Source organism: Tenacibaculum profundi (assembly GCF_052050075.1).
GTDB lineage: Bacteria > Bacteroidota > Bacteroidia > Flavobacteriales > Flavobacteriaceae > Polaribacter.
Genome location: NZ_CP197225.1, coordinates 491670 through 516519, shown reverse-complemented (window position 1 = coordinate 516519; position 24850 = coordinate 491670). Strand labels below are relative to the sequence as shown.

At 29.3% G+C, this 24850-nt stretch carries 24 protein-coding genes and 1 pseudogene; 12 read left to right on the top strand and 13 right to left on the bottom strand.

What is annotated here, in order from left to right; all coding sequences use genetic code 11:
• Nucleotides 1-39: 39 nt before the first annotated feature.
• Nucleotides 40-1401: a pyridoxal-phosphate dependent enzyme gene (locus tag ACSIGE_RS01935; RefSeq protein WP_440881111.1), complete on the top strand. Its 1362-nt coding sequence runs from the start codon at nucleotides 40-42 to the stop codon at nucleotides 1399-1401.
• 47 nt (nucleotides 1402-1448) lie between these two features.
• On the opposite strand, the gene ACSIGE_RS01930 is transcribed toward ACSIGE_RS01935, so the two are convergent.
• From ACSIGE_RS01930 to ACSIGE_RS01905, 6 genes are all read right to left on the bottom strand, one after another.
• Nucleotides 1449-3686 (bottom strand): alkaline phosphatase D family protein, encoded by a 2238-nt coding sequence (locus tag ACSIGE_RS01930; RefSeq protein ID WP_440881110.1) that lies wholly within the window; start codon nucleotides 3684-3686, stop codon nucleotides 1449-1451.
• A gap of 469 nt (nucleotides 3687-4155) precedes the next feature.
• Nucleotides 4156-5025, bottom strand: a complete 870-nt coding sequence (gene lipA / locus ACSIGE_RS01925) for a lipoyl synthase (protein WP_440881109.1) — start codon at nucleotides 5023-5025, stop codon at nucleotides 4156-4158.
• Nucleotides 5026-5068: 43 nt separating this feature from the next.
• Nucleotides 5069-6286: an Nramp family divalent metal transporter gene (locus ACSIGE_RS01920; protein ID WP_440881108.1), complete on the bottom strand. Its 1218-nt coding sequence runs from the start codon at nucleotides 6284-6286 to the stop codon at nucleotides 5069-5071.
• Between the two features lie 97 nt (nucleotides 6287-6383).
• Entirely contained in the window at nucleotides 6384-6944 is a 561-nt protein-coding gene (locus tag ACSIGE_RS01915) for an RNA polymerase sigma factor (protein ID WP_440881107.1), read from the bottom strand.
• Nucleotides 6941-8020 (bottom strand): glycosyltransferase, encoded by a 1080-nt coding sequence (locus tag ACSIGE_RS01910; RefSeq protein WP_440881106.1) that lies wholly within the window; start codon nucleotides 8018-8020, stop codon nucleotides 6941-6943. The genes ACSIGE_RS01915 and ACSIGE_RS01910 overlap by 4 nt, the downstream gene beginning before the upstream one ends.
• Before the next feature lie 15 nt (nucleotides 8021-8035).
• Entirely contained in the window at nucleotides 8036-8239 is a 204-nt protein-coding gene (locus tag ACSIGE_RS01905; protein WP_440881105.1) for a membrane or secreted protein, read from the bottom strand.
• A gap of 146 nt (nucleotides 8240-8385) precedes the next feature.
• Here ACSIGE_RS01905 and ACSIGE_RS01900 point away from each other — a divergent pair, with 146 nt between their 5' ends.
• From ACSIGE_RS01900 to ACSIGE_RS01890, 3 genes are read left to right on the top strand one after another with little or no spacing between them, the layout of a single operon-like run.
• Nucleotides 8386-9156: a YHYH protein gene (locus ACSIGE_RS01900; RefSeq protein ID WP_440881104.1), complete on the top strand. Its 771-nt coding sequence runs from the start codon at nucleotides 8386-8388 to the stop codon at nucleotides 9154-9156.
• Nucleotides 9157-9159: 3 nt separating this feature from the next.
• Complete coding sequence (locus ACSIGE_RS01895) at nucleotides 9160-9726, top strand: toxin-antitoxin system YwqK family antitoxin (protein ID WP_440881103.1); 567 nt, start codon at nucleotides 9160-9162, stop codon at nucleotides 9724-9726.
• Nucleotides 9719-10369: an SCO family protein gene (locus tag ACSIGE_RS01890; RefSeq protein ID WP_440881102.1), complete on the top strand. Its 651-nt coding sequence runs from the start codon at nucleotides 9719-9721 to the stop codon at nucleotides 10367-10369. The genes ACSIGE_RS01895 and ACSIGE_RS01890 overlap by 8 nt, the downstream gene beginning before the upstream one ends.
• Nucleotides 10370-10517: 148 nt before the next feature.
• Here ACSIGE_RS01890 and murB read toward each other — a convergent pair whose 3' ends face one another.
• A complete protein-coding gene (gene murB / locus ACSIGE_RS01885; protein WP_440881101.1) occupies nucleotides 10518-11525 on the bottom strand; it encodes a UDP-N-acetylmuramate dehydrogenase in 1008 nt (335 codons plus the stop codon).
• A gap of 2 nt (nucleotides 11526-11527) precedes the next feature.
• Nucleotides 11528-12721, bottom strand: coding sequence for a pyridoxal phosphate-dependent aminotransferase (locus ACSIGE_RS01880; protein ID WP_440881100.1), 1194 nt, complete (start codon nucleotides 12719-12721; stop codon nucleotides 11528-11530).
• 157 nt (nucleotides 12722-12878) lie between these two features.
• Between ACSIGE_RS01880 and ACSIGE_RS01875 the strand changes: the two genes are divergently transcribed.
• Entirely contained in the window at nucleotides 12879-14207 is a 1329-nt protein-coding gene (locus ACSIGE_RS01875) for an aspartyl protease family protein (protein ID WP_440881099.1), read from the top strand.
• Nucleotides 14208-14248: 41 nt separating this feature from the next.
• On the opposite strand, the gene ACSIGE_RS01870 is transcribed toward ACSIGE_RS01875, so the two are convergent.
• The 3 genes from ACSIGE_RS01870 to ACSIGE_RS01860 all read right to left on the bottom strand — a co-directional run bounded on the left by ACSIGE_RS01870 (nucleotide 14249) and on the right by ACSIGE_RS01860 (nucleotide 16761).
• A complete protein-coding gene (locus tag ACSIGE_RS01870; RefSeq protein WP_440881098.1) occupies nucleotides 14249-14935 on the bottom strand; it encodes a hypothetical protein in 687 nt (228 codons plus the stop codon).
• A gap of 302 nt (nucleotides 14936-15237) precedes the next feature.
• Entirely contained in the window at nucleotides 15238-15609 is a 372-nt protein-coding gene (locus ACSIGE_RS01865) for a hypothetical protein (RefSeq protein WP_440881097.1), read from the bottom strand.
• Nucleotides 15610-16284: 675 nt separating this feature from the next.
• Nucleotides 16285-16761 (bottom strand): OsmC family protein, encoded by a 477-nt coding sequence (locus ACSIGE_RS01860; protein WP_440881096.1) that lies wholly within the window; start codon nucleotides 16759-16761, stop codon nucleotides 16285-16287.
• 199 nt (nucleotides 16762-16960) lie between these two features.
• On the opposite strand from ACSIGE_RS01860, the gene ACSIGE_RS01855 reads away from it, so the two are divergent.
• Both ACSIGE_RS01855 and ACSIGE_RS01850 read left to right on the top strand, forming a co-directional pair.
• Nucleotides 16961-17383 (top strand): hypothetical protein, encoded by a 423-nt coding sequence (locus ACSIGE_RS01855; protein WP_440881095.1) that lies wholly within the window; start codon nucleotides 16961-16963, stop codon nucleotides 17381-17383.
• A gap of 15 nt (nucleotides 17384-17398) precedes the next feature.
• Nucleotides 17399-18163: pseudogene (locus ACSIGE_RS01850) on the top strand (PLP-dependent aminotransferase family protein); the annotation flags it as partial.
• A gap of 204 nt (nucleotides 18164-18367) precedes the next feature.
• On the opposite strand, the gene prmC reads toward ACSIGE_RS01850, so the two are convergent.
• Nucleotides 18368-19216, bottom strand: a complete 849-nt coding sequence (gene prmC / locus ACSIGE_RS01845) for a peptide chain release factor N(5)-glutamine methyltransferase (RefSeq protein ID WP_440881094.1) — start codon at nucleotides 19214-19216, stop codon at nucleotides 18368-18370.
• Complete coding sequence (locus ACSIGE_RS01840) at nucleotides 19217-19711, bottom strand: GNAT family N-acetyltransferase (protein ID WP_440881093.1); 495 nt, start codon at nucleotides 19709-19711, stop codon at nucleotides 19217-19219. It abuts the gene before it with no gap.
• 47 nt (nucleotides 19712-19758) lie between these two features.
• On the opposite strand from ACSIGE_RS01840, the gene ACSIGE_RS01835 reads away from it, so the two are divergent.
• The 5 genes from ACSIGE_RS01835 to ACSIGE_RS01815 all read left to right on the top strand — a co-directional run bounded on the left by ACSIGE_RS01835 (nucleotide 19759) and on the right by ACSIGE_RS01815 (nucleotide 24149).
• Nucleotides 19759-20226 carry an LEA type 2 family protein gene (locus ACSIGE_RS01835; RefSeq protein ID WP_440881092.1) on the top strand — a complete coding sequence of 156 codons (468 nt, stop codon included), beginning with the start codon at nucleotides 19759-19761 and terminating at the stop codon, nucleotides 20224-20226.
• Between the two features lie 11 nt (nucleotides 20227-20237).
• A complete protein-coding gene (gene ribD / locus ACSIGE_RS01830) occupies nucleotides 20238-21275 on the top strand; it encodes a bifunctional diaminohydroxyphosphoribosylaminopyrimidine deaminase/5-amino-6-(5-phosphoribosylamino)uracil reductase RibD (RefSeq protein ID WP_440881091.1) in 1038 nt (345 codons plus the stop codon).
• A gap of 87 nt (nucleotides 21276-21362) precedes the next feature.
• Entirely contained in the window at nucleotides 21363-22223 is an 861-nt protein-coding gene (locus tag ACSIGE_RS01825; protein WP_440881090.1) for an EamA family transporter, read from the top strand.
• Entirely contained in the window at nucleotides 22223-22843 is a 621-nt protein-coding gene (locus tag ACSIGE_RS01820; RefSeq protein WP_440881089.1) for an IMPACT family protein, read from the top strand. Before ACSIGE_RS01825 ends, ACSIGE_RS01820 begins: the two co-directional genes overlap by 1 nt.
• A gap of 841 nt (nucleotides 22844-23684) precedes the next feature.
• Nucleotides 23685-24149 (top strand): hypothetical protein, encoded by a 465-nt coding sequence (locus ACSIGE_RS01815; RefSeq protein WP_440881088.1) that lies wholly within the window; start codon nucleotides 23685-23687, stop codon nucleotides 24147-24149.
• The last annotated feature ends 701 nt before the right edge of the window (nucleotides 24150-24850 follow it).

Below are 24850 nucleotides of genomic sequence, written 5' to 3'. Positions count from 1 at the left end.
AGTTTTTGTTACTTTGTAATCGTAAACTGATAATTTATAATGAACTATTCAAAAAATATATTAGAAACAATCGGAAATACTCCTATGGTGAGGTTGAACAGTGTTACCAAAGCTGTTGATGCTTTAGTTTTGGCAAAGGTAGAGACTTTCAATCCTGGTAATTCAGTTAAAGATCGTATGGCTTTAAAAATGATTGAAGACGCGGAAGCTGATGGTAGGTTGAAACCAGGAGGTACGATAATTGAAGGTACTTCAGGAAACACTGGAATGGGGTTAGCTTTAGCTGCAATTGTTAAAGGATATAAATGTATTTTTGTAATATCTGACAAGCAATCTAAAGAAAAAATGGATATTTTAAGGGCAGTAGGTGCAGAGGTAATTGTTTGTCCAACAAATGTTGAGCCTGAAGATCCAAGATCTTATTATTCTGTTTCAAAAAGATTAGGAAAAGAAATTCCTAACTCATGGTATGTAAATCAGTATGATAACCCATCAAATGCAATAGCACATTACGAACAGACAGGTCCAGAAATTTGGGAACAAACAGAGGGTAAAATAACCCATTTTATCGTAGGTGTAGGAACAGGGGGAACAATTTCAGGGACCGCTAAATATTTAAAAGAAAAAAATCCAAATATAAAAATTTGGGGTATTGATACATATGGTTCTGTTTTTAAAAAGTACCATGAGACAGGAGTTTTTGATGAAAATGAAATATATCCATATATTACAGAAGGTATTGGAGAAGATATACTTCCTAAAAACGTAGATTTTAGTCTAATTGATGGGTTTACAAAGGTTACAGATAAGGATGCCGCAGTCTATACAAGAAAAATAGCTAAAGAAGAAGGTATTTTTGTTGGTAATTCTGCTGGAGCTGCGATAAAAGGATTATTACAACTTAAAGATAATTTTACATCAGATGATGTTGTAGTTGTTTTATTTCATGATCATGGAAGTAGGTATGTGGGTAAGATGTTTAATGATGATTGGATGCGCGATAGAGGGTTTTTAGAAGAAAAAATTACTACAGCAGAGGATTTGATAAAATCACACATCGATAAGCCTTTAGTAACCGTCCAAACAGAAGAATTAGTAAGTCATGCTATTGAAAGAATGCGTGAATTCAAAATATCTCAAATTCCTGTCAAAGATATTAATGGTTTTGTAGGTTCAGTGGATGAATCAACTTTATTGCACAGTTATTTAGAGGATAAAAATATAGCTGAAAAACCCATAAGAAACATTATGAGGGATAAGTATCCAATAGTTAATAAGGATATTTCTATTGATAATGTGTCAAAGCTTATTACTAAAGATAATCAGGCTGTTCTAGTAAGTCTAGGTGATGAAAAGTATCATATCATTACCAAATATGATATTATCAGTGCAATGGCATAACCCTATAAAATAAAAAAAGCGAACTCTATTTGTTCGCTTTTTTTATTTTATCCTAGTTTGATTTTCCGTATCAATTTTTGATGTCCATTTGTTATCTTTATTACGTAGATTCCAGAATTTAAGTCATTTAAAAATAACCGTAGGTTATAAAGTCCTTTATCATGATAATGATCTTGTAAAATATTTTTGACTATTTGTCCTTGAATATTATATATTTTTAAGTTTAGTAAGTCATTACGATTAACACCATAATGAATGTTAATGTTTTTATCTTCGACACTTGGATAAACGCCTAATAAATCTAATTGGTTTATTGAAACATCTTCTTTTGATGATAAATTATCAATTACATACGTACCTCTATCTTTACCTATCGATTGTTTAGCCTCGGAAAGGCCACATTGGTTTATGTTATTTTTAAATCCTATTTTAAAATATGCGTTAGGGTCAATTTTTTCTTTTGTATTAATGAAATACCAATCGGCTTGTATTTGATTTTTTCGAATATCTAAAATGTAATATCCATGAAATTGAGTGTATGCTTTTTTTATATGTTTATTGTCTTCAATAAGCTCATCATTAGCGGTTGTTTTTGTTAGAGTTTCAAGTAACCATAAGGCCCAATCTGGAAGTAAGTCAAGGTTAGGTGAAGTAATACTAGGTGTGGTAAATTCAGGAATAATGCAACTTCCATTTCTTTCTACTTCAGAGGCAAACATCATATGAATATCACCAGTTAATATAGCTACATTGTTTACATTATTTTGAATAAAGTCGAGTATTTCATTTTTATCATTATTATACAGATTCCAGTCATCCTTGTTTAATTGATGCCATTTTTTCATCCACTTAGGAATTAAGAAAGAATACCAAGATTTACTAAATCGATCAATTTTTAACCCAAAAGGAGTCATCATTACTTGATTTCCAATGATTTTCCATGTTGCATTACTTGTTTTTAGGTTATTTTTTAACCATGTTTTTTGTTGCTCGCCAAGAATAGAACTTGAAGAGAGTGTTTGACGATTTTTAATTAAGGATTTCTTTTTTAAATTTTTCTCAGCTTTATTTAAAATTCCTTTAATTTCATTCAATTCTCTTACGGAAAAAGGATTATGTATTTTTGAGTTTACCACTGAGTGAGTAGTTTCAGTTTTTAATGCTCTTGAAATATAATTAGAGATTTTGATCTTATCATTATAACCAAGATTATCATGAAAAGAATTTTCAACCATATGATTAACAGCCCAATCTAGCTTGTTTTTTTGTGACTTTGAAAACTCTAAAAATTTTTTCGAACTACTATTCTTATCATGATTCATTTGTTTTGTTCTTCCTTCTATACGTGTATCAATCATAAATAAATCAACTAATTTTCCATATGATATTTTTCTGTATATTCGGTTACTATCTTCTTTGTTTTCTCTTACAGGTAACCATTCAAAGTACGCTTTTTTAGCATTTGATTTACGTAAATTCCAGTCTCCTTCATCGTCTGAATGATTTTCTGCACCATCCATATAAGCATCATTCGCGAATTCATGATCATCCCAAACAGTTATAAAAGGATGTTGTTGATGTATATCTTGCAGATTGGGGTCTAATCTATAAAAAGAGTACCGAACTCTATAGTCTTCCAAGGTAACAATTTCATGTTGAGGTTCATGTCCTCTATCAGGCCTACTACTAGAATATCCGTAGCCTCCTTTTTTATATTCATAAATATAATCTCCCAAATGAATTACAGCATCAATATCAGAGCGATTGGCAATATTTTGATAAGCATTAAAATAACCTGCTTGATAGTTAGAACATGAAACAATAGCAAAACGAAGGTTTTCAATTTCATCACTAGATTTTGGCGATGTTCTTGTTTTTCCTATTACAGAATATGTATTGTATAGTTTGAATCTATAATAATACGTTGTACTTTCTTGCAGTTTATCGGCGTCAACTTTTACAGTATAATCTTTATTTTCATTCGTTGTTACATAGCCTGAATTAACAATATACTTAAAATCTATATCAGAAGAAATTTCCCAATGAACTTTAATATTCTTGTCTGGATTATCGACTGTCACTCTTGTCCAAATGATAATACGATCTGGTAAAGGATCTCCTGAAGCTACACCATGAAGAAAAGGAGCTTTACTTCTATCATAATTATACTCACTAATGATTTTCTGTGATGATTTGTGCCTTTCTATTTTCGTTAATTCAAATGAATTTTGTGCAAGTATTTGAAAACAGGTAAATAAAAAACTTAATTTTAATAATACTTTCATTTTATCAGGGTTTAATTTTATTAGATAAAAGTATTCTTAGTCTTTTTTTATTGTTTTAATTTTATGTGATGGATCTGTTATAAATGATTCACATAAAGGAGTCTTTTTTTAGCATAGTGTTACTTAATTGTATCTTTAAAAACAATAAACGTATTAAAGTTTTGTTTTACAGATTTTTGAGTGGTTTTGTTGAATTATAATTAAAGCATCTAATACCTTTCTAAAAAGATCTTTAGTTGTATTAGAAATAGTAAGTAAATAAAAATACAAAAGCCCACTTATGATAGTGGGCTTTGATTAACTAATTCAAATAATTTACACAATGAAAACAAAACTAATTTGTTTACAACAAAATTAATTTCAAATTCTGTGCCAAAATTAAAAAATCTAAATAAGATAGATTTTAAATTTTGAATATTTTACATTTAATTAACATGTTGTTGTTAAAAAGTTAAAGATAGTGTAATGATTAGCTGGCATGTTTATGAGCTTTGTAAGAAGATCTTACCAAAGCACCGCTTTCAACGTACATAAACCCCATTTCTAAACCAAGCTCCTCATATTTTTTAAATTGATCGGGTGTTATAAATTGTTTAACGGGTAAGTGTTTTTTCGTCGGTTGTAAATATTGTCCAATAGTAATGATATCCAAACCAACATTTCTTAGGTCAGTCATGGTCTGAATAACTTCATTTTCAGATTCTCCTAACCCTAACATAATTCCAGATTTTGTTCTCATGCCATTGTCTTTTAGGTATTTTAATACTCCCAAACTACGATCATATTTTGCTTGAATTCTAACCTCTCTTGTTAATCTTTTTACAGTTTCCATATTGTGAGATACTACTTCAGGATGAACTGCTATTATTCGATCTATGAGCTTGTTATTTCCTTGAAAATCTGGAATAAGAGTTTCTAATGTGGTGTTTGGGTTCGCACGCCTAATTGCTTGAACAGTTTCGCTCCAAATAATAGAACCACCGTCCTTTAAATCATCTCTATCAACAGATGTAATAACCGCATGTTTTATGTTCATCAATTTAATAGAACGAGCCACTTTTTCTGGTTCGTCCCACTCAACAGTATCAGGTCTACCAGTTTTAACTCCACAGAATCCGCATGATCTAGTACACACATTTCCAAGAATCATAAAAGTAGCTGTTCCTTCGCCCCAGCATTCCCCCATATTGGGACAACTTCCACTGGTACAAATTGTATTTAATTTATACTTATCAACCAATCCTCTTAATTCCGTATATTTTTTACCAACAGGTAATTTAACACGTAACCACTTGGGTTTCTTTGTTCTTTGGGGTAAAACTAAAGACTCGTTTGCCATTTCTTATAACTAAATTCAAAATACAAATTTACGAAGAAAAGTTTTAGAAATTAAGTAAAAACCAAAGACTAAATAAAACTAGAAAAACAATTCCAGAAATACTTAATATTTTTAACCCTAAACGGGGTCTGTATTTTTTAGGAGTGTGTTTTCCTGTTATCAATACGTAATTTAATATAGCATAAAATGGAGCTGTTAAAAAAGATAAAATAGTGGCTATTTTAATTAAAAACCCCATATCAGATAAAAAGTATTTTAAAATGATAAAAGTACCACAAGCTAATATAACCAGCCAAAGCCAATACGAAAATATGGCTTTCTTGTTAAAAATTAAGAAAGATGTTTTTTCCATAGCACGTGGAGAGGCATCCATGGTCGTTAACGTTGTGCTAAACATAGTTGTAAAGGCCGCAATGCCAATAAAAATATTAGCATAGTTTCCAAGGTTCTTAGTATACAGATTGATCAGCTGGGCGGCGAAAACTGCTCCTTTATTAGAAAAAGATTGCCCTGTTTTGAACATTACCATAGCTCCTAAAATGACAAAGCAAACACTTAAAAAAAGAGTACCAATATAGCCTACATTAAAATCAAAAATTGCTTGCTTTGGAGAAATTTTCTCAAAAATATTTTTATTTTTCTCAACGGACCATAACGAATGCCATATTGAAATGTCTAAGGGAGCTGGCATCCATCCTAAAAAAGCAATTAAGAACGTTATTTCAGCAGTTCCTGAAGGAACTATTTGATTAAAAGTAAACCCTTTATTTGTATTTAAAATCGCAACCAAAACAGTCAATACTGTACTAATTGTAAGTATTATAACGATATATTTCATAAGGCTATCTAGAACTTTATATTTGCCAAATAATAAAATAGCAAAACTTATTGTACAAATAACGCCAGACCAAAGCACGAGATCATTAGTGAAACCAAATAAATTTGCAGCTAAACCAGCTGTAACAACGGTAACAGCAGCTTGAATAGTAAACATCGTTGCAAAGTTTAAAATATAATAACTAAGTAAAACACCTTTTCCTAATTTTTTATAGCCATCAAGGAGTGTTTCACCTGTTGCTGATGCATATCTTGGACCGTATTGAAAAAAAGGGTATTTGAAAATATGAGCTAAAAACAATGCCCAGAGTAAACCGAAACCAAATTCAGCACCAGCTTTTGTAGATTGAACTAAATGTGAAACCCCAATTGCTGCGCCCGCAAATAGTAGTCCAGGGCCTAAACTTGAAAATGCTTTCTTCATACATTAAATGTAATAAAAATGTATTTTAATTATTCTTAAAACACTTAAATTATGAAACAAGTTTTGTTTTTTTGTGATATTTTCTTTTTTGTAAGGTTTAGGTTGTGTTTTTGATAATTTCAGCCAAAAGCTTTTTCGCTCTTAATATTTTTACTTTAACATTATTAATTGGAGCGTCTATTGCTTCTGCTATTTCTTTATAGCTTAATTCTTGAAAATATCTAAGATTAATTACTTCTTGATATTTCGGTTTTAATTGCTTAATATCTTTTAAAAGTTTTGCTAAATTTTGTTCAGTTATTATTTTATCTTCAGGACTAGGAGAATCGTCGATGATATCATAAGCTTCTTCTTCTTTTTCTTCAGTGATCGAAATAGTAGTTTTTTCCTTCCTTAAAAAGTCTAAATAAACATTTTTAGATATGGCTATCAACCAAGTTTTAAAATGATATTTCTCATTAAAAGATTCTATTTTTTCAAAAGCTTTTGAAAATGCTTGGATTGCTATATCCTCGGCATCGTTATCATTTTTAGTTTTTTTTACTAAATAATAATAAACGTTACTCCAAAATTCATCCAATAAAAAATTAAAAGAGACTTGTTTTCCATTTTTTGCACCTGCAATATGTTTTGAAATTAATCGAGTATCTTTTTTCATGTCTTAGGTTTTGACAATAAGCTGCTTACTTTTATAAAAAAAACAAAAAGCATATAACTTAGATCTAAAATTGGTAAAAAATATAATAATTTATATTCTTTTATTTTCAAAATATATTTACTCATGAATGCATATTGAAAAAACAAATAAAAAGAAATAATAATTAAGCTAAATATTGGGTCATAATAACAGAAATAAAAGAAAAGTGCCCAAAAAAATAATTTTGTAATATTAAAAACTTGTAAAATAAACTTTATTTTTTTGGAATAAAATGAACGTAAAGACTGATGCTCTTTTAGTATTGTAAGAAAATTTAAAAAACTCCTGCTATGTTGTTCTTTTACATGACTATGAGGTGTTATTTGTACTTTAACCTTTGCTGTTTCAATAGAGTCTTTTAAAAATAAATCGCATTCTCCATTTGAAATATTCATATGATTTATAAAGCCTTTCGTTTTAAAGAAAAGTTGTTTACTATAGGCAAGGTTTTCGGAATATCCCTTGTAGGGTAGGTTTAATTTTGCGAATGTAAATGACTTTAGTGAAATTATTGTATTGTAAAATTGTATTAAAATGTTACTTTTTATAGACTTATAGCCAATTACGATATCAGAATGTGTAATTAGTTTTGAAGCCATTTCTTTTATCCAGAATTTACTTAAGGGCTTACATCTGATATTGGTAAATAGTAAAAAGTCATTACTACTTGCTTTTATACCAAGTGTTAAAGCATACTTTTTATTACCCCAAAAAACTTCTTTATTTTCTACGTTAACTAACTTAATATTTGAGTGTTTTTTTTGAAAATCTTTAATTAATTCAACACTATCATCTGTAGAAGAATGATCAATTAATATAATTTCAAAGTCATCATATTCTTGATCTATAATTGAAGGTAAATTTAATTTTAGGTCATTTTCGTTATTTTTAATATAAATAATAATCGAAATAGGTTTTTTGTTTGAGTTAGTTTTATTTTTTTCTTTAAGTAAGAAACTTTTGAAAAAAAATAAATAAAACAGAAATTGAACTAGTAGAGCTGCTATTAAAATACAGTACAACGAAGTAATAAACATACTATGTAACGATAGTTAGTTGTGTTGAGGCTCGCTACAGGTATCAAATTGATCTGGGGTCTTACCGCAAAAACCGCAAGCTTCGCCTGACTCATTTAAAACAGGGTTTTGACTAGCACATGTTCCAGCAAACTCTCCGTTTTTTTTCGCCCATATTTTTATTGCGATACCAGCAAAAGCAAGAGCTAGCAAACCAATTGTTACAAAGAATAATTCCATTTTAAAAAAATTAAAAAGCAAAGATAATAAAACTTAAAATCATTATCTCTGTAAAATAAAATGAATCTTTTTTTAAAGTAATTTAAACTTTTTATATCTTAAAGGTATCTAATCAAATTTTTTAAAAACTTATTACTCTTTGGAATATGAAAAACTATAAATTCATTTTCAGTTTTATTGTTTTAACATTTTTTTTAGCTTGTAGTACAGATAAAAATTCAACAATAAATGAAGGTTCAGAGAATATTAACCCAACTATATATGATATAAGATCCATATTATCAAAATTTGATAACGTAGAAGGACTAAGTTATGAAATTGATGGAGAGTTTGTGATTTTCACTACCGATAATTTACCAGATCATAAAAGCCCTTATTGGGATAAAAACAGCCCTATGTATGAGGATTATAATGGAACAAATCCTAATTGGGATCAAAATCCAAATGTTATACAACGACAAAATATAACATTGAAAATACCATTAAACCCCAAAGAGGCTAAAGATAAGCAAGCTACTTTATTGGGACCTATCGGGATATCAATTAATGGAGTTGTTTTTTACAATCAATATGCAGGACCTAACAATCAACCATTAACTAATGAAATTAATTCTTTTGATCAATACCAAGGACATCCACAAAATTTTGGTCAATATCATTATCATATAGAACCTTTATACTTAACCAAACGATATGGGAAGTCTGCTTTTCTGGGGTTATTATTAGATGGCTTTCCTGTATATGGGCCTCTAGAAGGAGAAACAACTATCACTAATGAAGATTTAGATATATATCATGGCCATATTTCAGCTACAGATGATTTTCCCGAAGGAATCTATCATTATAATATTACTACAGAGCCTCCGTATTTGAATGGGAATGGCTTTTATGGAACCCCAGGAAGTGTTACAGAATAAACAATGAGAGTACATAATTTAATTTTAGTTGTATTGATATCTTGCTTCCTTATTTTCCATAATATTGAAAATAAAAATAATTTGATTTATGAATATTCAAGAGATAATTTTGTAATTAAAAATGGATTCCTATTTCTAAATAAAAAAAAGTATTCAGGGAAGCTAAATAGATATGATTCAGTGAATTTGACGTATACTATTACAAAGTATTGTAGAGGTAAAAAAAACGGCAAAGAAATTGTCAAGTATGAAAATAATACAGTGGCAGAAGAAAGATTTTATACAAAAGGCGTTAAAACAGGTATTCATAGAGGATGGTGGAGAAATGGACTTCAGAAATTTGAGTATCATTTTAATGCTTCAGGTATTTACAATGGGAAAGTAAAAGAATGGTATTTCAACGGTCAAAAGGCAAGTATTTTTAATTTTGTGAATGGTAAGGAAGATGGGTGTCAAAGGTCTTGGGGATTTAATGGAGAAATAAAAGCAAATTATTCTGTAAAAGATGGACAGCGGTATGGAATGATTGGTAGAAAAGAATGTTACACAAGAAATAAGATAAATGAATAGACTTAAGAAACAGATTTTTATCGTTTTTATCGTTGTATTTAGTTGTCAAAGAACCAAAAAAATAGAAACAACGAAGTTACCTTTTTTTAATTCAGCAGAGATGACTCCGAAATGGATTTCTAAAGAAAGTTATGAATATAAAAGTATTCATAAAGTACCGGAATTTAAGTTTTTCAACCAAGAAAACAAGTTAATTACGGAAAAAACATATAATAATAAAATTTATATAGCTAACTTTTTTTTTACAAAATGTGCTGGAATTTGCCCGAAGTTAACTAAAAATATGCAGGTTCTCCAGAAAAAATTTATAAATGATGATGAAGTTTTATTAATTTCGCACTCAGTAACTCCTTTTCACGATTCAGTTTCCGTACTTAAAAAATATGCAGAAGAAAATAATGTTATTAATTATAAATGGAACTTAGTTACTGGTAAAAAAGACCATATATATGAAATAGCGAGAAAAGGATATTTTGTAGATGAAAATTTTATGATGCGTGGTGGTGAAAATACGTTCTTACATACAGAAAAATTTGTTTTGGTAGATAAAAAGAAAAGAATTCGTGGTGTATATAATGGAACGTTAGCTTTTGAAATGCAAAGACTTATTAAGCATATAGATATTTTGAAAAAAGAGAAATAATTTATCAAGCTGAATTTTCTCACTGATCAAAAAATCATACAAGTTGTTAGGATTCAAAGTAGTACATATTAAAAAACAATATTTAGTCTCTTAAAAGATAAGTAAATATTATTAAATCAATTTAAATTTAGAAATTTATAGAAGTAATCTATATAATATTTACCTCAATTTCTAATTTTATCGAAAAGGTATCTAATATCTTTTTTTGTATAGTAATCGCTAGATTGTAAATGTCTTTTCCAAGGGCATTATCATAATTAACTAATACTAACGCTTGTTTTTCATGAACTCCATAATTATCGATTCTTTTACCTTTAAAACCAATTTGCTCAATTAGCCATCCAGCAGGAATTTTTATCTGTGTTTTTGATATATCAAAAAAAGGAATATTTGGGTGTTTTTTTTGAAGTTTATAAAACTGATCTGAAGAAATGATTGGATTTTTAAAGAAGCTTCCACTATTTCCGATTTTTCTAGGATCAGGTAGCTTTGATTTTCGTATGCTAATTATAACATCTGAAATATCTTTAATTGTAGGTTCTTTTATTTTTCTGTAGTTTAATTCTTGTTCAATAATACCGTATTGGGTATTAAGTCTATGTTTTTTTTTACTTAGCTTGAAAGTTACGGAAGTAATGATAAACTTTCCTTTTTTTTCGTTTTTGAAAATAGAATTTCTATACCCAAATTTACAGCTTTCATTAGAAAAAGAATGTAATTTACTTGTACTTATTTCCAGGGCAGTTACATTAGTTATAACATCTTTAACCTCAGATCCGTAAGCACCAATATTTTGAATTGGTGATGTCCCTACATTTCCAGGGATTAAAGAAAGGTTTTCAACCCCTCCATAGTTTTGAGAAATACACCATAATACAAAATCATGCCAATTTTCACCAGCATTAACAGTTACATAAACAAAATCACTATTTTCTTTATCAATTGAAAGTCCTTTTATGTTTATATGAACAACAAGCTGATCAATATCCCTTGTTAAAAGAATGTTGCTGCCTCCACTAATCAGAAAAATATCTTTTTCGAATTTTAAGATTTCTTTTAACTGATATAATGATTTAACTGAAATAAAACGTTTGGCATTCACATGAACACCAAACGTATTAAAATTTTTAAGAGATATATTTTTTTGTATTTCCAAACTTACTGATTCTTATATTTTTCAAGAGCAACTCTTAATATTGTTGCACATCGTTTTAAGTCTTCTTTGTTCAAAACATAAGCAATGCGAACTTGATTTAATCCTTCGCCCTTTGTTGAATAAAACCCTCCAGCAGGAGCTACCATTAAAGTTTCGTTATTGTGATTAAAATTTTCTAAAATCCACTGAGCGAAGTCCTCTGTATTATCAACAGGTAATTCAACAATACAATAAAAAGCTCCTTTTGGAGACGCCACTCGAACTCCTTCAATTTTTTGTAATTCTGAAATTAAAATATTTCTTCTATCTTGATATTCTTCAATTACCTCTTTAAAATATGTTTCAGGAGTGTCTAGAGCTGCTTCACTAGCCAATAAAGCATAGGTTGGAGGGCTTAAACGAGCTTGAGCAAATTTAAGTGCAGTATTAATAAATTCATTATTTTTTGAAACAATACAACCTATTCGAGCTCCACACATGCTGTATCTTTTAGATACAGAGTCAATCATGATTGTATATTTGTCCAATTCATCCATAGACATCACAGAGTTGTGTTTTTCACCATCGTATGTGAATTCGCGATAAACTTCATCAGCGATTAAAAACAAATCATGCTTTAATACAATTTCCTTTAGCTTTTCAAGTTCTTCTTTACTGTATAAATAGCCTGTAGGATTTCCAGGGTTACAAATTAAGATAGCCTTTGTTTTTGCTGTAATTAACTTTTCAAAATCTTCAATTGCAGGTAATGCAAAATTATTTTCAATTTTAGAAATTACAGGAACTACTGTAACTCCAGAAGCTGTTGAAAAACCGTTATAATTAGCATAAAAAGGCTCAGGAATTATAATTTCATCACCTGGATCTGTAATGCTTCCAATAGTAAATAGCAGTGCTTCTGACCCTCCTGTAGTAGCTACAATATTATTTGCATTGACATTAATTCCATTCTTTTTATAATAATTAGCCAATTTAGCTCTGTAGGTATCAGATCCTTCTGATCTAGCATACGATAAGACTTCAATAGAGTTGTTTTTTACAGCATCAAGCGCTACCTGTGGTGTTTTGATATCCGGTTGCCCAATGTTTAAATGGTAAACTTTAGTACCATTTTTTTTTGCTGCCTCTGCATAAGGAACTAGTTTTCTTATAGGTGATTGAGGCATTGCGTTTCCTTTATTAGAAATAGATGGCATTTTTCAAAAAATTAGTTGTTTAAAAGGCAAATTTGCAAAAATAATTCGATAATGGTATAGTGTTTTATTTAAAAAAAATAGAAGACAAAACAAGAACCATACTAAAATTATCTTAAAATATCATCGTATCTTTATTAGATCCTTAAATTATAGACTTTTGAATAAAAAAATAATTCTATTGATATTGATATTAGCTACAGTATCTAATGCCAGTTCTCAATTTAATTTTATCAATAACTCTGAAAAAGAGGTTATTGAATTTCGATTGATTAATAACTTAATTGTCTTCCCTCTTCAAGTTAATGGCAAGAATCTCTCATTTATTTTGGATACAGGTGTTAGAAAAACAATTCTTTTTAACCTTAATCAAAGAGATAGCCTAGAATTAAAAAATACTCAAAAAATTCTTATACGGGGATTAGGAGCAGGACAACCTGTTGAGGCAATCCATTCCAAAGGAAATGAAATTAGAACAGATAAGATTTTGGGATTTAATCAGAATATTTTTGTTATACTCAATGACACTTTTAATTTATCTTCTAAAATGGGGACAACTATACATGGTATTATTGGTTATGACCTTTTACAGGATATTATTTTAAAAATAAATTATAAGAATAGGCTATTAACACTTATCAATCCTAAAAAATATGAACCTCCAAAATGCAGATCCTGTGAGCGTTTAGATATTGAATTTTACAGAAAAAAACCGTTTATAAATATTTATGTAAGTACAGATAGTGTTAATAAAAATATTCCTGTTAAGATGCTAATTGATTCTGGCGGGAGTGATGCAATTTGGATGTTTGAAGGAACTGATAAAAATATTATTACACCAAAAAAGTATTTTTCTGATGTTTTAGGAGAAGGTTTGAGCGGTATAATTTATGGTAAAAGGAGTAGGGTTAACAAAGTAAAAATAGGAAAATATGTAATAGAAAAACCTACAGCATCTTTTCTGGACACATTATCTACTTATAATGCAAGAAATTTCAAAGAAAGAAATGGTAGTATTGGTGGGGGGATTTTGAAAAGATTCAAGGTTTGGATAGATTATCCTAATAAAAAAATAATTCTTAAAAAAACGGGATCATTGAAAAAGGGTTTTTATTACAATATGAGTGGCATACATGTAGAATATAATGGACTAGATTTAGTAAGGGAAAAAAAAGAAAGAGGTGGGTATGACCAATATGGAAGTAAAAGTAATGGTGTACAAATCGTTTCTTTAGCAAGTGATTATATATATAGATTTAAACCTTCCTTTAGGATTCAGAGTGTTGTAAAAGATTCTCCAGCCGACTTAGCAGGAGTTAAATCGGGTGATATTATTAAAAAAATCAATAATAAATTTGGATATGAATATACATTGGAGTCTATTTCGGAACTATTCCATACAAAACCTAATAAAAAAATAGTTCTTGTTGTTGAAAGAGAGGGGGGGGGAGAAATGAAATATAGATTTCATCTAAAGCCAAGAATATAAGTGTTTTAAAGATGTTTTTTTTGATTTTGCCTTTAAATTGACTAATTGAAGCCTTTAACATTCCCCATGTCAAGACTACCAATAGAAAGATCATGTTTCGAAGGGAGTATGACTCCTGACTCACAAGTAATCCAGTCGTTCCATGTAGCTTCCATACCTCCAACAGGTATAATAGATACCCACATTTTAAAAGAAACAGGCTTTCCTTTTTCGTCTAGAATCCATAAGTAAGAATCTCCTGGTGTTGAACCTCCTGTGGTGTAGGTTATAAGTAAGGCTTTGTTGTTTTTATAATTAACGAGATTTCTTTTTATACCTTGTTCAAAAATTTTATAAGGAGCAACTAACCAAAAGCTATCGTTATTAAAGTAATCGATAGCTTTTTGAAGTATATCAGGAGCATTTGTTTTCTCATTTTTCACGAAAACAATACTACTTTTAGGATTTTTTGTATGCAGAGAAACGCGTTTATCATCCCACATAACGGATACCGTATCCAATTCTTTATCCCATTTATAAAAATGTTTTCCTCTAAAACTCCATTCAATAAAGCGAGTCGTTTTATAAGCGTCATAATTTAGAGCCTTCAACATTTTTTGGGCTAACTCATCAGCTTTTTTACCTTCTTCACCTTCTGGAATTGGTTCATTTTTACTATACGTATAAATACCCAGAGCAACTGCTAAAATTAATAGTAAAAGCCCTATTATTTTCAATAGTTTTTTCATCTTAACTAAAAAATATTTTACAGCTAAGATACCAAATTATTTGTGCTTTTGTTAGTACTCTATGACATACGTTGGAATGGTAATGTTTTGAATTAATTTCACGTCAGAGATTGGGTCTACTTCCTTTTGAACTATAGGAAAAATTCCAACCCACATTGATAATCTGACAAGCTATCTTACTTTCCAGGAATCACACAATCAAGAACGTATTTTAAGGCAATCTCTTTCTTTTCATTATCCTCTATTTTTTTCGAATTACTGAAAATTGTGACAGAGCGATAGTTTACCGAATGATTAAATATTTAAGGAGCAACAACCAGGTCGTCCAAATGGATAATGATAATACTCATTACTTCTAATAAAAGTAATGATTGTAACATTCTGTTACCGTTAGAGTCATGTAAATAAATTTTATAATCAATTCTTTCATAGTTTATTGGGGTGCTAATGGTCACGCCATCGTAGGTATAACTTACATAACCAAAAAATAATTCTGTATAAATTATTTTATTAATTTCACCTTGGTTGCGTACAGCTCTTTTGGTGCCTCTTTTTACCCTGTTTAATTTATGAATTATAATACTCTTTAATTTACAAAGATTTTGAAAAATCGAAATTGTCATAGTCGGTTTCTCCAACACGAAAAGAATAATTTCAGACTTGCAAGAACCCATTTTTTTGATAAAATTTAACAGTTCGATGATTATTAATATAAGTTGTTAACCAGATAGTGTCGAATTTTAGTTCTTAAGCTTTATTCAAAATAGTGGCTAGGGTTTGTTGACCTAGTTTTTAAGGAATAAATTCATTCAGTATATATTCTTTCCAATCTACAACAGTTATTTGAGTTAACATGTTCATTTTTTTATTTAAAACTATTTTAGCAAATTCGACAGGGAAAGTATTATTGTAAAGCATGAAGTAGGTGTTGTTTTTAGTTACGAGGTCTTTTACGATTTTTTCAATAGAGAAGTCACGTTATTTTATTCAAATAGGTCTTGTGTATTCTCTATGAAATGACCATGAGATTCACAGAGTAGGTTATTCTACCTAATAAAGCGACTAGTTCGGTATTTCATTGATTGGCTAATTTTATTTCTAACATAAAAAAAATATTGTTTACCTTTCGTTAGGCCTGATCTTTTTGAAAAGATTTATTGTTTCTTTAAGTTTATCAAGGTCTTTTGGTAAGTACACTTTTATTGTTGAAAGAGGATTGTTTTTTAGATATCTTTTCGGTTTAATAGGTCTTTTTACAAAATTACCACAACAAGATGTATATACGTTAACTTCAAATTGCAAAAGGTCTAAAACCTGTAATAGCTTATTTTTATAATCTTAAGGCTTCATTAACTTTCTAAACAGCTTGTTTTTGGAATATGGCTAACAGGAAAATTGAGGGAGTTTGCAATATAACAGAGCTCATTAGCTTTATGATGCAGATTATTTGCTTTTTCAATCATAGATGATTTTTGAACAACTACCATAGGTTGTAGTATGATTTCCGTAAATTTTCCTCCTCCATTATTCGTCTCAATCATAGTTCCAGTTACGTTATCTAAATATTCCATAACAACAACACCAGCTTCAGAGCATAAATGAAGGTACCATAACATATGACAAGTGGAAACAGAGGAAACGAGCATATCTTCAGGATTGTGTTTTGTTATATCTCCTCTAAAACTAGGATCTGATGATCCTTTTATTACTGTTTTTTCTTTAACAATAATTTCATGACTACGTTCATAATCTCGATAACCAGAGGTACCTGTTCCATTATTTCCAGTCCATTTTATAGTTGCGTTGTAATAGTGTTGTTTAGACATGCTTTTTAAAAAGATTAGTTATTAATTCATGTTCGTTAACAAAAATACTATTTTTAAGGAATATTGTTTAGCCCAGTATTAATAGATTAAGCAGTCCAGATGTCCCCATATAAAACTAGGTTTATACTTAAAAAGAACACGAATCAACCTCTATATTTACAGTTAGCAAACTAGTTTATTCTAAATAACTAAAGGGAGTTTGCCTAGTGGTACAAAACTGTTAGGAACTAGGTTGTTATGTGATTTGTTAAATGTGCATAGAAAAACAGTAGTGTCATGTTATGAAGAATTGGAAGAGCAAGGATGGGTGATAAGTATGTCCAAGAAAAGAACTTTTGTTAAAGAAGATCTTCCCATTTTAAATCAACAAGAATTTACTAATTTAAAAGAAGAGCGTGGTACTACTGAAGGATCCGATTTTATTTTTTATAAAGACCCATTATTAACAGAAAAGAAAAGTGTTAATGATGAAGGATGTATTAAAATAAATCATGGCGTTTCCGACACAAGATTGGCTCCAACCGTTGAACTAGGAAGGATTTACCGACGTATTTCGGCACGGAAAAACATATTTAAAGATATTTCCTATGGTTCTACCTATGAAAACGAAAGATTAAGATAGGTATTAGTAGAATACTTAAATTCTTCAGGAGGCTTAAAAATAACCAAGAATAATCTCTTAATAACGAGAGGAAGTCAAATGGGGATTTGGCTAAGCGCGCAATTATTACTCAGGGAAAATGACACAGTTGTTGTAGGGATGACGAATTATTCTTCAGCGCATATCACTTTTATGCAAACTCGAGCTACATTAAAAAAGGTATTAGTAGATGCTGAGGGAATTGTTATTTCCGAAATTGAAAGAATTTGCAAAACTACATCTATAAAAGCGGTTTATATTACCTCACATCATCATCCTACTACTACGGTTACATTATCTGCTGAACGAAGGCTACACCTTTTAAATTTGGCACGAAAATATCGTTTTGCTATTATTGAAGATGATTATGATTACGATTTTAACTACAATCACGCTCCTATTTTACCTCTAGCTAGTCATGATGATAGAAAAAATGTAATTTATATAGGATCTGTATGCAAAACTGTAGCTCCAGTTTTTCGAATAGGTTATTTAATAGCTTCTAAAGCTTTTGTGAAAGAAGCTTCTAAATTTAGAGGTTATGTTGACAGGCAAGGTGATGCAATACTTGAATTAACATTTGCAGAATTTATTAAGTCTGGAGATTTGGATAGACATATTAGAAAAATCTTGAAGATATATGAAGAACGAAGAAACTTATTCTGTAGCTTACTCAAAAGTGAGCTTTCACATTATTTGTCCTTTGATGTTCCAAAAGGAGGTATGGCTATTTGGGTAAAACTAAATTCAAACTTTTCCTAAGAGGAGGTTAAAAAAGAAGGGGTAAAGTATAATTTTTCATTGGGAGATTGGAAACGTTACGATATGGCGGATAAAAAACATAACGCCATGCGAATGGGGTTTGCTAGTTATACTATAGAAGAAATTCATCAATTAATAGAAAAGTTGAAACAGATTTTTATTCAAATAAAATAGATGTTTTGTTACTCCTTTTAATATTGTAGATTAAAAGGATGCTTTAATCATTCTATTATTGCCAAATAAGTCTTTTTTTAAAGAAATATTTTGAAAACCATTATTTTTTATTAGAGAAGAAGTTTCTTTGCTTAAGTATTGATTAATTTCAAAAAATAACATTCCTTCTTTTTTTAAGTACGCTGAAGCCAGCTTTGATATTTTATCGTAAAAAATAAGGGGATTATCGTTTTCAACAAACAGCGCTAGGTGAGGTTCGTTATTTAAGACATTGTTTTTCATTTCTCCTTTTTCAAGATTTCTTACATAAGGTGGATTAGAAACAATAATATCATAGTTGCCTGGAAGTTTTTTACTATTAAGTATATCCATATTTAAAAAAGAAATTTCTACATTATTAAGTACAGCATTTTGTTTTGCAATAGTTATGGCATCATTGGAAACGTCAATTGTAGTAACGATGGCTTTTGGAATATTCACTTTTAAACTTATGGGAATACATCCCGATCCAGTGCCGATATCTAGAATATTTAATTCTGTATCAATATTCTTAGTCTCTTCAATAATCCATTCAACTAATTCTTCTGTTTCAGGTCTTGGTATTAGGGTTTTGTTATTTACATTAAAAGGAAGTCCATAAAATTCAGTTTTACCAAGTATATATTGTATCGGCTCTTCGTGCTTCAATCTTTCTATTATGGATAGAATTACGGGTTGTTTTTCCTTATTTATGATATCATTAGCTCGAAGAATACTATCAATTCTTTGAAAGTTTAAGAATTCTTCTAAAACGATGAAAAAAAAGGTTTTTATTTCGTTTTTAGGATATATGGAAGAAAGTTCTTCTTCGAATAATAAATTTAATTCTTTAACAGTCATTTATTTCAAATCTTTGATCATCCAAACATTGCATGAATAGTGTCCTGTATTCCCCATGGGATTATCTAAGTTTTTGAAACCATTCTTTTTGTAAAGTGTTTGTGCTGCAATCATAAAAGGCATTGTTTCCAGATAGCATTTTTCAAAGCCATCTCTTTTTGCTTGATTTAAACAATGTTTAATTAATAAACTTCCCAGCCCTTTACCTCTTGTAATTGGTAATAGATACATTTTCTGGAGTTCGCAAATGTTTTTAGTTGTTCCTTCAAGTTTAGCATATCCAGCTCCTCCCACTATTTTACCATTATACTCAATAACATAATAGTGTCCTGTTAAATTCAAATAGGTTTCATACATTTTATCTGTTGCTTTATCTTCAAAAGCAGTGCCTGTTTTGGGCGCACCAAACTCAATTAATACAGATCTAATTAGTTGAGCAATTTCGATATTATCATTCGGCTTTATTTCTCTTATAATAAAATCTGAAGGAGTCATAAGAATATAGTATTTTTGCGTTGCAAATTACCTAAAAAAATACAATTATGAACGGTATAAAAATTACTTGTTTTTTATTTTTTTTGATTTTTACAAGTTGTAAAATAAATGAGGCTCCAACTTTTATAAAAATAGAAAATTTAAGTCTAATTCGATCAACATCGAAACATATTATTTTAGGAGGTGAAGCATTATTTAATAATCCAAACCTTGTAGGAGGTAAACTTGTTATTAAAGGAATTGACGTGAGTTTAAATCAAGTAAAATTAGGAAAAGTCGAATCGGAAGATTTTAAAGTACCTATTATGGATAAGTTTACGGTCCCATTCAGAGTTACTGTTCCTTTATCAGACATTCATAAAGTTGAAAAAGGAAAATTAATGGAAGGCATTATAAATTCGTTTTTAAAGAAAACTATAAATCTTCGTTTTAAAGGAGATATAATCTATAAATTATTTGATTTTTCAACAAATTATCATGTTGATGAAGAAAAAGAGGTTAAAATTATACTATAAAAATTTTTCAATTGGATCACGAAAAGTACATGCATCGATGTTTACAACTAGCTAAAATTGGAATTGGTAATACAAGACCTAATCCTAGTGTAGGAGCTGTCATCGTTTTTGAGGATAGCATTATAGGTGAAGGAGTTACTTCTCCTTATGGTGGACCGCATGCAGAGGTGAATGCAATTAATTCAGTCAGAAACTTATCTTTATTGGAAAACTCAACAATATATGTTACACTAGAGCCTTGTTCTCATTATGGAAAAACACCTCCATGTGCTGATTTAATTATAGCGAAGAAAATACCTAATGTTGTAATTGGTTGTATTGATACAAATTCACTTGTTGCAGGCAAAGGAATTAAAAAACTGGAAAAAGCAGGTTGTAATGTAACCGTAGGGATTCTTGAAAGTGATTGCTTTGATCATCACAAGCGATTTTTTACGGTGCAGAACAAACAAAGGCCTTATATAATTTTAAAATGGGCTGAAACAAAAAATGGTTTTATAGCGCCCAAAACAAAAGATGAATTGAAGCCAGTTTGGATTTCAAATCAATACTCTCAACAGTTAGTTCATAAATGGAGAAGTCAAGAGCATGCTATTCTAGTTGGAACGAGTACAGTACGATTAGATAATCCATCATTAAGTGTTAGAAGTTGGAAAGGAAATAACCCCATAAGGTTTGTAATTGATAAGAAGCTTGCGTTGCCTTTAAATAGCAATATTTTTTCTAGAGACCAAAAGACAGTGGTTATTTGCGAAAAATCTATGAATAATAATTCTGAAAAAATTGTTTATGAAGTTGTTGATTTCTCTGCTAATCTATTGATTGAGATTATTAAGATTTTAAATAAACATAAAATTCAGTCTATTATTATAGAAGGAGGAAGAAAAACATTACAACAGTTTATTGATCATGATTTATGGGATGAAGCAAGAGTATTTACAGGAGAAATTGAGTTTAAAGAAGGACTACAAAAACCTTATTTAAATAGCGAAGTAAAAGAAGAAAAAACAAAGTCAAATGATATCTTACGGATTTATAGAAATATTTAATTCTGTGTAATTATCTCGATATGTAATAGATTTTTTACCTAAATCTGAAAGATATAAATTAAAAAATAAATAAATAATTATAATAAAATGATACATATTATTTTAAGTATAGTCTTTTCCACATCACTTTTTGCAATTTTCAAGTATTTTGATATTTATAAAGTTAAAACACTCCAAGCAATTGTAATTAATTATTTTGTAGCATTTTTTCTAGGAATGTTTTCCGCAAATACTATTAGCAGTATCGGAACTATTGGAAATCAACCATGGACAGAAGGAGCTTTTTTGCTAGGGGCATTATTTATAACTGTTTTTTTTGTGATGGCTAAAACAGCTCAATATAATGGTGTCTCTGTAGCATCAATAGCAGGAAAAATGTCTGTCGTGATTCCTGTAACTTTTGGAATAATTTTATATAATGAAAGTACCTCTATATCAAAAATAGCAGGCATTGCCATAGCGTTATTAGCCGTATACTTATCTTCAATTAAGGAAACAGAAAATAATAAAAAGGGAAATTTATTATTTCCTATTCTATTGTTTTTAGGATCAGGCGTTATTGACACGACTCTAAAATATGTAGAGACCAATTATGTTTCTCAAAACGATGTCGATTTTTTTTCTGGGAGCTTATTTGGTTTTGCAGCGTTATTTGGATCAATAGTATTATTAATAAGGTATTTTGTTTTCAAAGAAAAATTAGAACTTAAAAGTTTATATGCAGGCTTAATTCTAGGTATACCTAACTACTATTCAATAGTATTTTTAGTAAAGGCACTTCAAAATAAGAATTTTGAGAGCTCTACTTTATTCACTATTAATAATGTAGGGATAGTGTTATGTTCAACATTATTAGGTCTTCTTATGTTTAAGGAAAATTTTAGTTTAAAAAATAAAATAGGAGTTGTTCTTGCTATTATAGGGATTATTCTTGTCACAATCGCGTAATGAGTAGTAATTTAAAAGACGATACATATAAGACAATTAAAGCTCCTTCTGAAGAAACACTTTTCAAAGATAGAAATAGTAAGTTCTTTGGTTATGCTTTTCCTGTTAAAACGGAAAAAGATATAAAAGAGAGGCTTTTAGAACTAAAGAAAGTTCATCCTACGGCTGGACACCATTGTTATGCCTGGCAAATTGGAGAAGAGAAAAAACAGTTTAGAATAAATGATGATGGAGAGCCTAATAATTCCGCAGGGCAACCGATTTATGGTCAAATTCAAGCTTTTGGAGTTACTAATATTTTAATTGTTTCAGTGCGCTATTTCGGAGGAACCAAATTAGGAGTAGGAGGTTTAATAAGTGCTTATAGAAAATCTGCACAATTGGCATTGGAAGCATCTCAAGTTGTAGATAAAACAATCAATGTAAGCTTTGAGTTAAAGTTTGAATATGAAATGATGAATAGAGTTCAAAGAATCATCAAAGAACGTAACTTGATAATTGTTACTCAAACTATGGAAATTAGCTGTAAATTCATAATAGCTGTTCGAAAAAAACATTCAGCACAGATTTTCGATATTTTTAATAACATGTTTAAAATCGACATAAAAAAAGTTAATTAGATAAGATAATTTTAGATACTATTCTTTAAATAGAACTAATAAGATTTATTTTAACGTAATTGAACTGTGAAAATAATTCTCCATAAATGTCTTAATAATTTAAAAATGTATTCAAAAAAGAAGTTACTTTTTTTCATTATAGAAATATAGTTTTTTTATGTTTATTTGTTGATAGTTAGAAAGTTAAATTTGTGTCGGTTCAATTCAGAAAAGCCATCAATTTTTTTGCGGGGATTGAGATTATAAGGATAAGTATAGTGACCCAAAAAGCTTTGAAACGAACACAAAAGAACTCGGTAAAGAATTGGTAACTATTTAAAAAGGAGATACACAAAGTAAATTATTTTACTTGGAGATTTGTTTTCAAGAATTAAAAAACTAATGACTTGATTAAAATTCTGAATAAGGAGGTATTTCCATAAAAATATTGAACTTACTGTAAATCTGAATAAACAATTAAAATTTGGGGTAGAAGGTGTTGTTCTGGAAATAATTGACAAGGATAAAGTATTTGCTGAATTTTATGAAAGTAAAGGGGGAATAAATTGAGTGGAATGATGAATTGGTTTTTGAAATCGAAATTAATCAATTTAGACTAAAAAAATAAAAACAGTCAGTCCACAATAATAAACTACATTAAAACATATTTTGTACGAAATGTTAAAAGTATATTTACAAAAAGCATTTTTTAAGACGTATTTTTTTATGTTCTAAATTTATTGAAACTGGTGATCAAAAATTGAAAATTTTTATTGTTAGGCCTAAACATCTGTAAACGTTTATATTTGCAACGGAAATATACACAATTGTGTCCCCGCTAGTTATACTTAATTAAGACGAAATGACAGAATCGGAAATAATAGATAGCGATTTATCATCTACAAAAGAAAGAAGACGTAAACTACTGCCAGTTTGGATAAAAATATTCCTTTGGATATTTATGGTTTTCGGAGCAATAGTACCAGTTGGTTTAATACTAGGGGCGATAGGTCTTGATTTTAATCTTGCACTATATGGTTTAGAAACAACTAATACACTATCTATTACAGGATTATTAATAATTCTATTTTTGGCAATTAAAGGAACCGTGTCTTTTGGCCTTTGGACTGAGAAAGATTGGGCGGTTAACCTTGCGATAATTGACGCAATTATCGGAATTGTCACTTGCTCAATTGTAATGCTAGTATTACCATTTTTATCAGATAATAATGGGGTTAATTTTGATATAAGATTAGAGTTGATAGCACTTACACCTTATCTAATTAAAATGAGAAAGATAAAAGGAGATTGGTATAATAGAAAGTAAAAAATAAGTATAACAATGTGTATAGTGCATAGTAACCTGCGGGATACTACGACACCATACAAGAACCCTTGTACATCATTAAAACTCAAACTCAAACTCAAAAAATGAAAGTAAAATATCATTCTGAAAAAAATAGGCAATTGATAATTTCTTGACTGAAAAAGAGTTTGAAGAATTAATCTTGATAGTGATGTTTTTTATCCTTAAAAAATTGATTACAATAAAGCCACATGCTTAAATGAAAGATTTAGATTCTATATATGAATTTGAGCAAAGATTTAAGAAATATCTTAGCGGAAGATTTAAATAAGGCGAATTAGAATAAAATAGAGTAATTTTTTTGAAATAAAATCTCTTTTAAGCTAAATGTTACACCTTCCTTTTCTAAAAAGTTGTCCCTTGTTGTTGAAGTGTTTTTTTTTGAGTCTCAATGTTTATTTTGAGTTTCAATTCTACATATTTTAGACAAATCTGATTAAGACTATTTTGAGCAAACGTTATTCTGAAGAAGTTTCTTAATATGGGTAAAATCCCGCTGAAAGTTCTTCCCTTGTTTTTCTCAGTCTCATTCTTTAATCTTAAATTAATTTTACATAGGTGTCAAATTTTATTCATTGTATTGTTTAAATAAAAGAAAAAATACTCAACAAAATAGTGGTAATGTTGCTTTTTAGTGTTTTATTGCAAGGTATTGTTTGGTT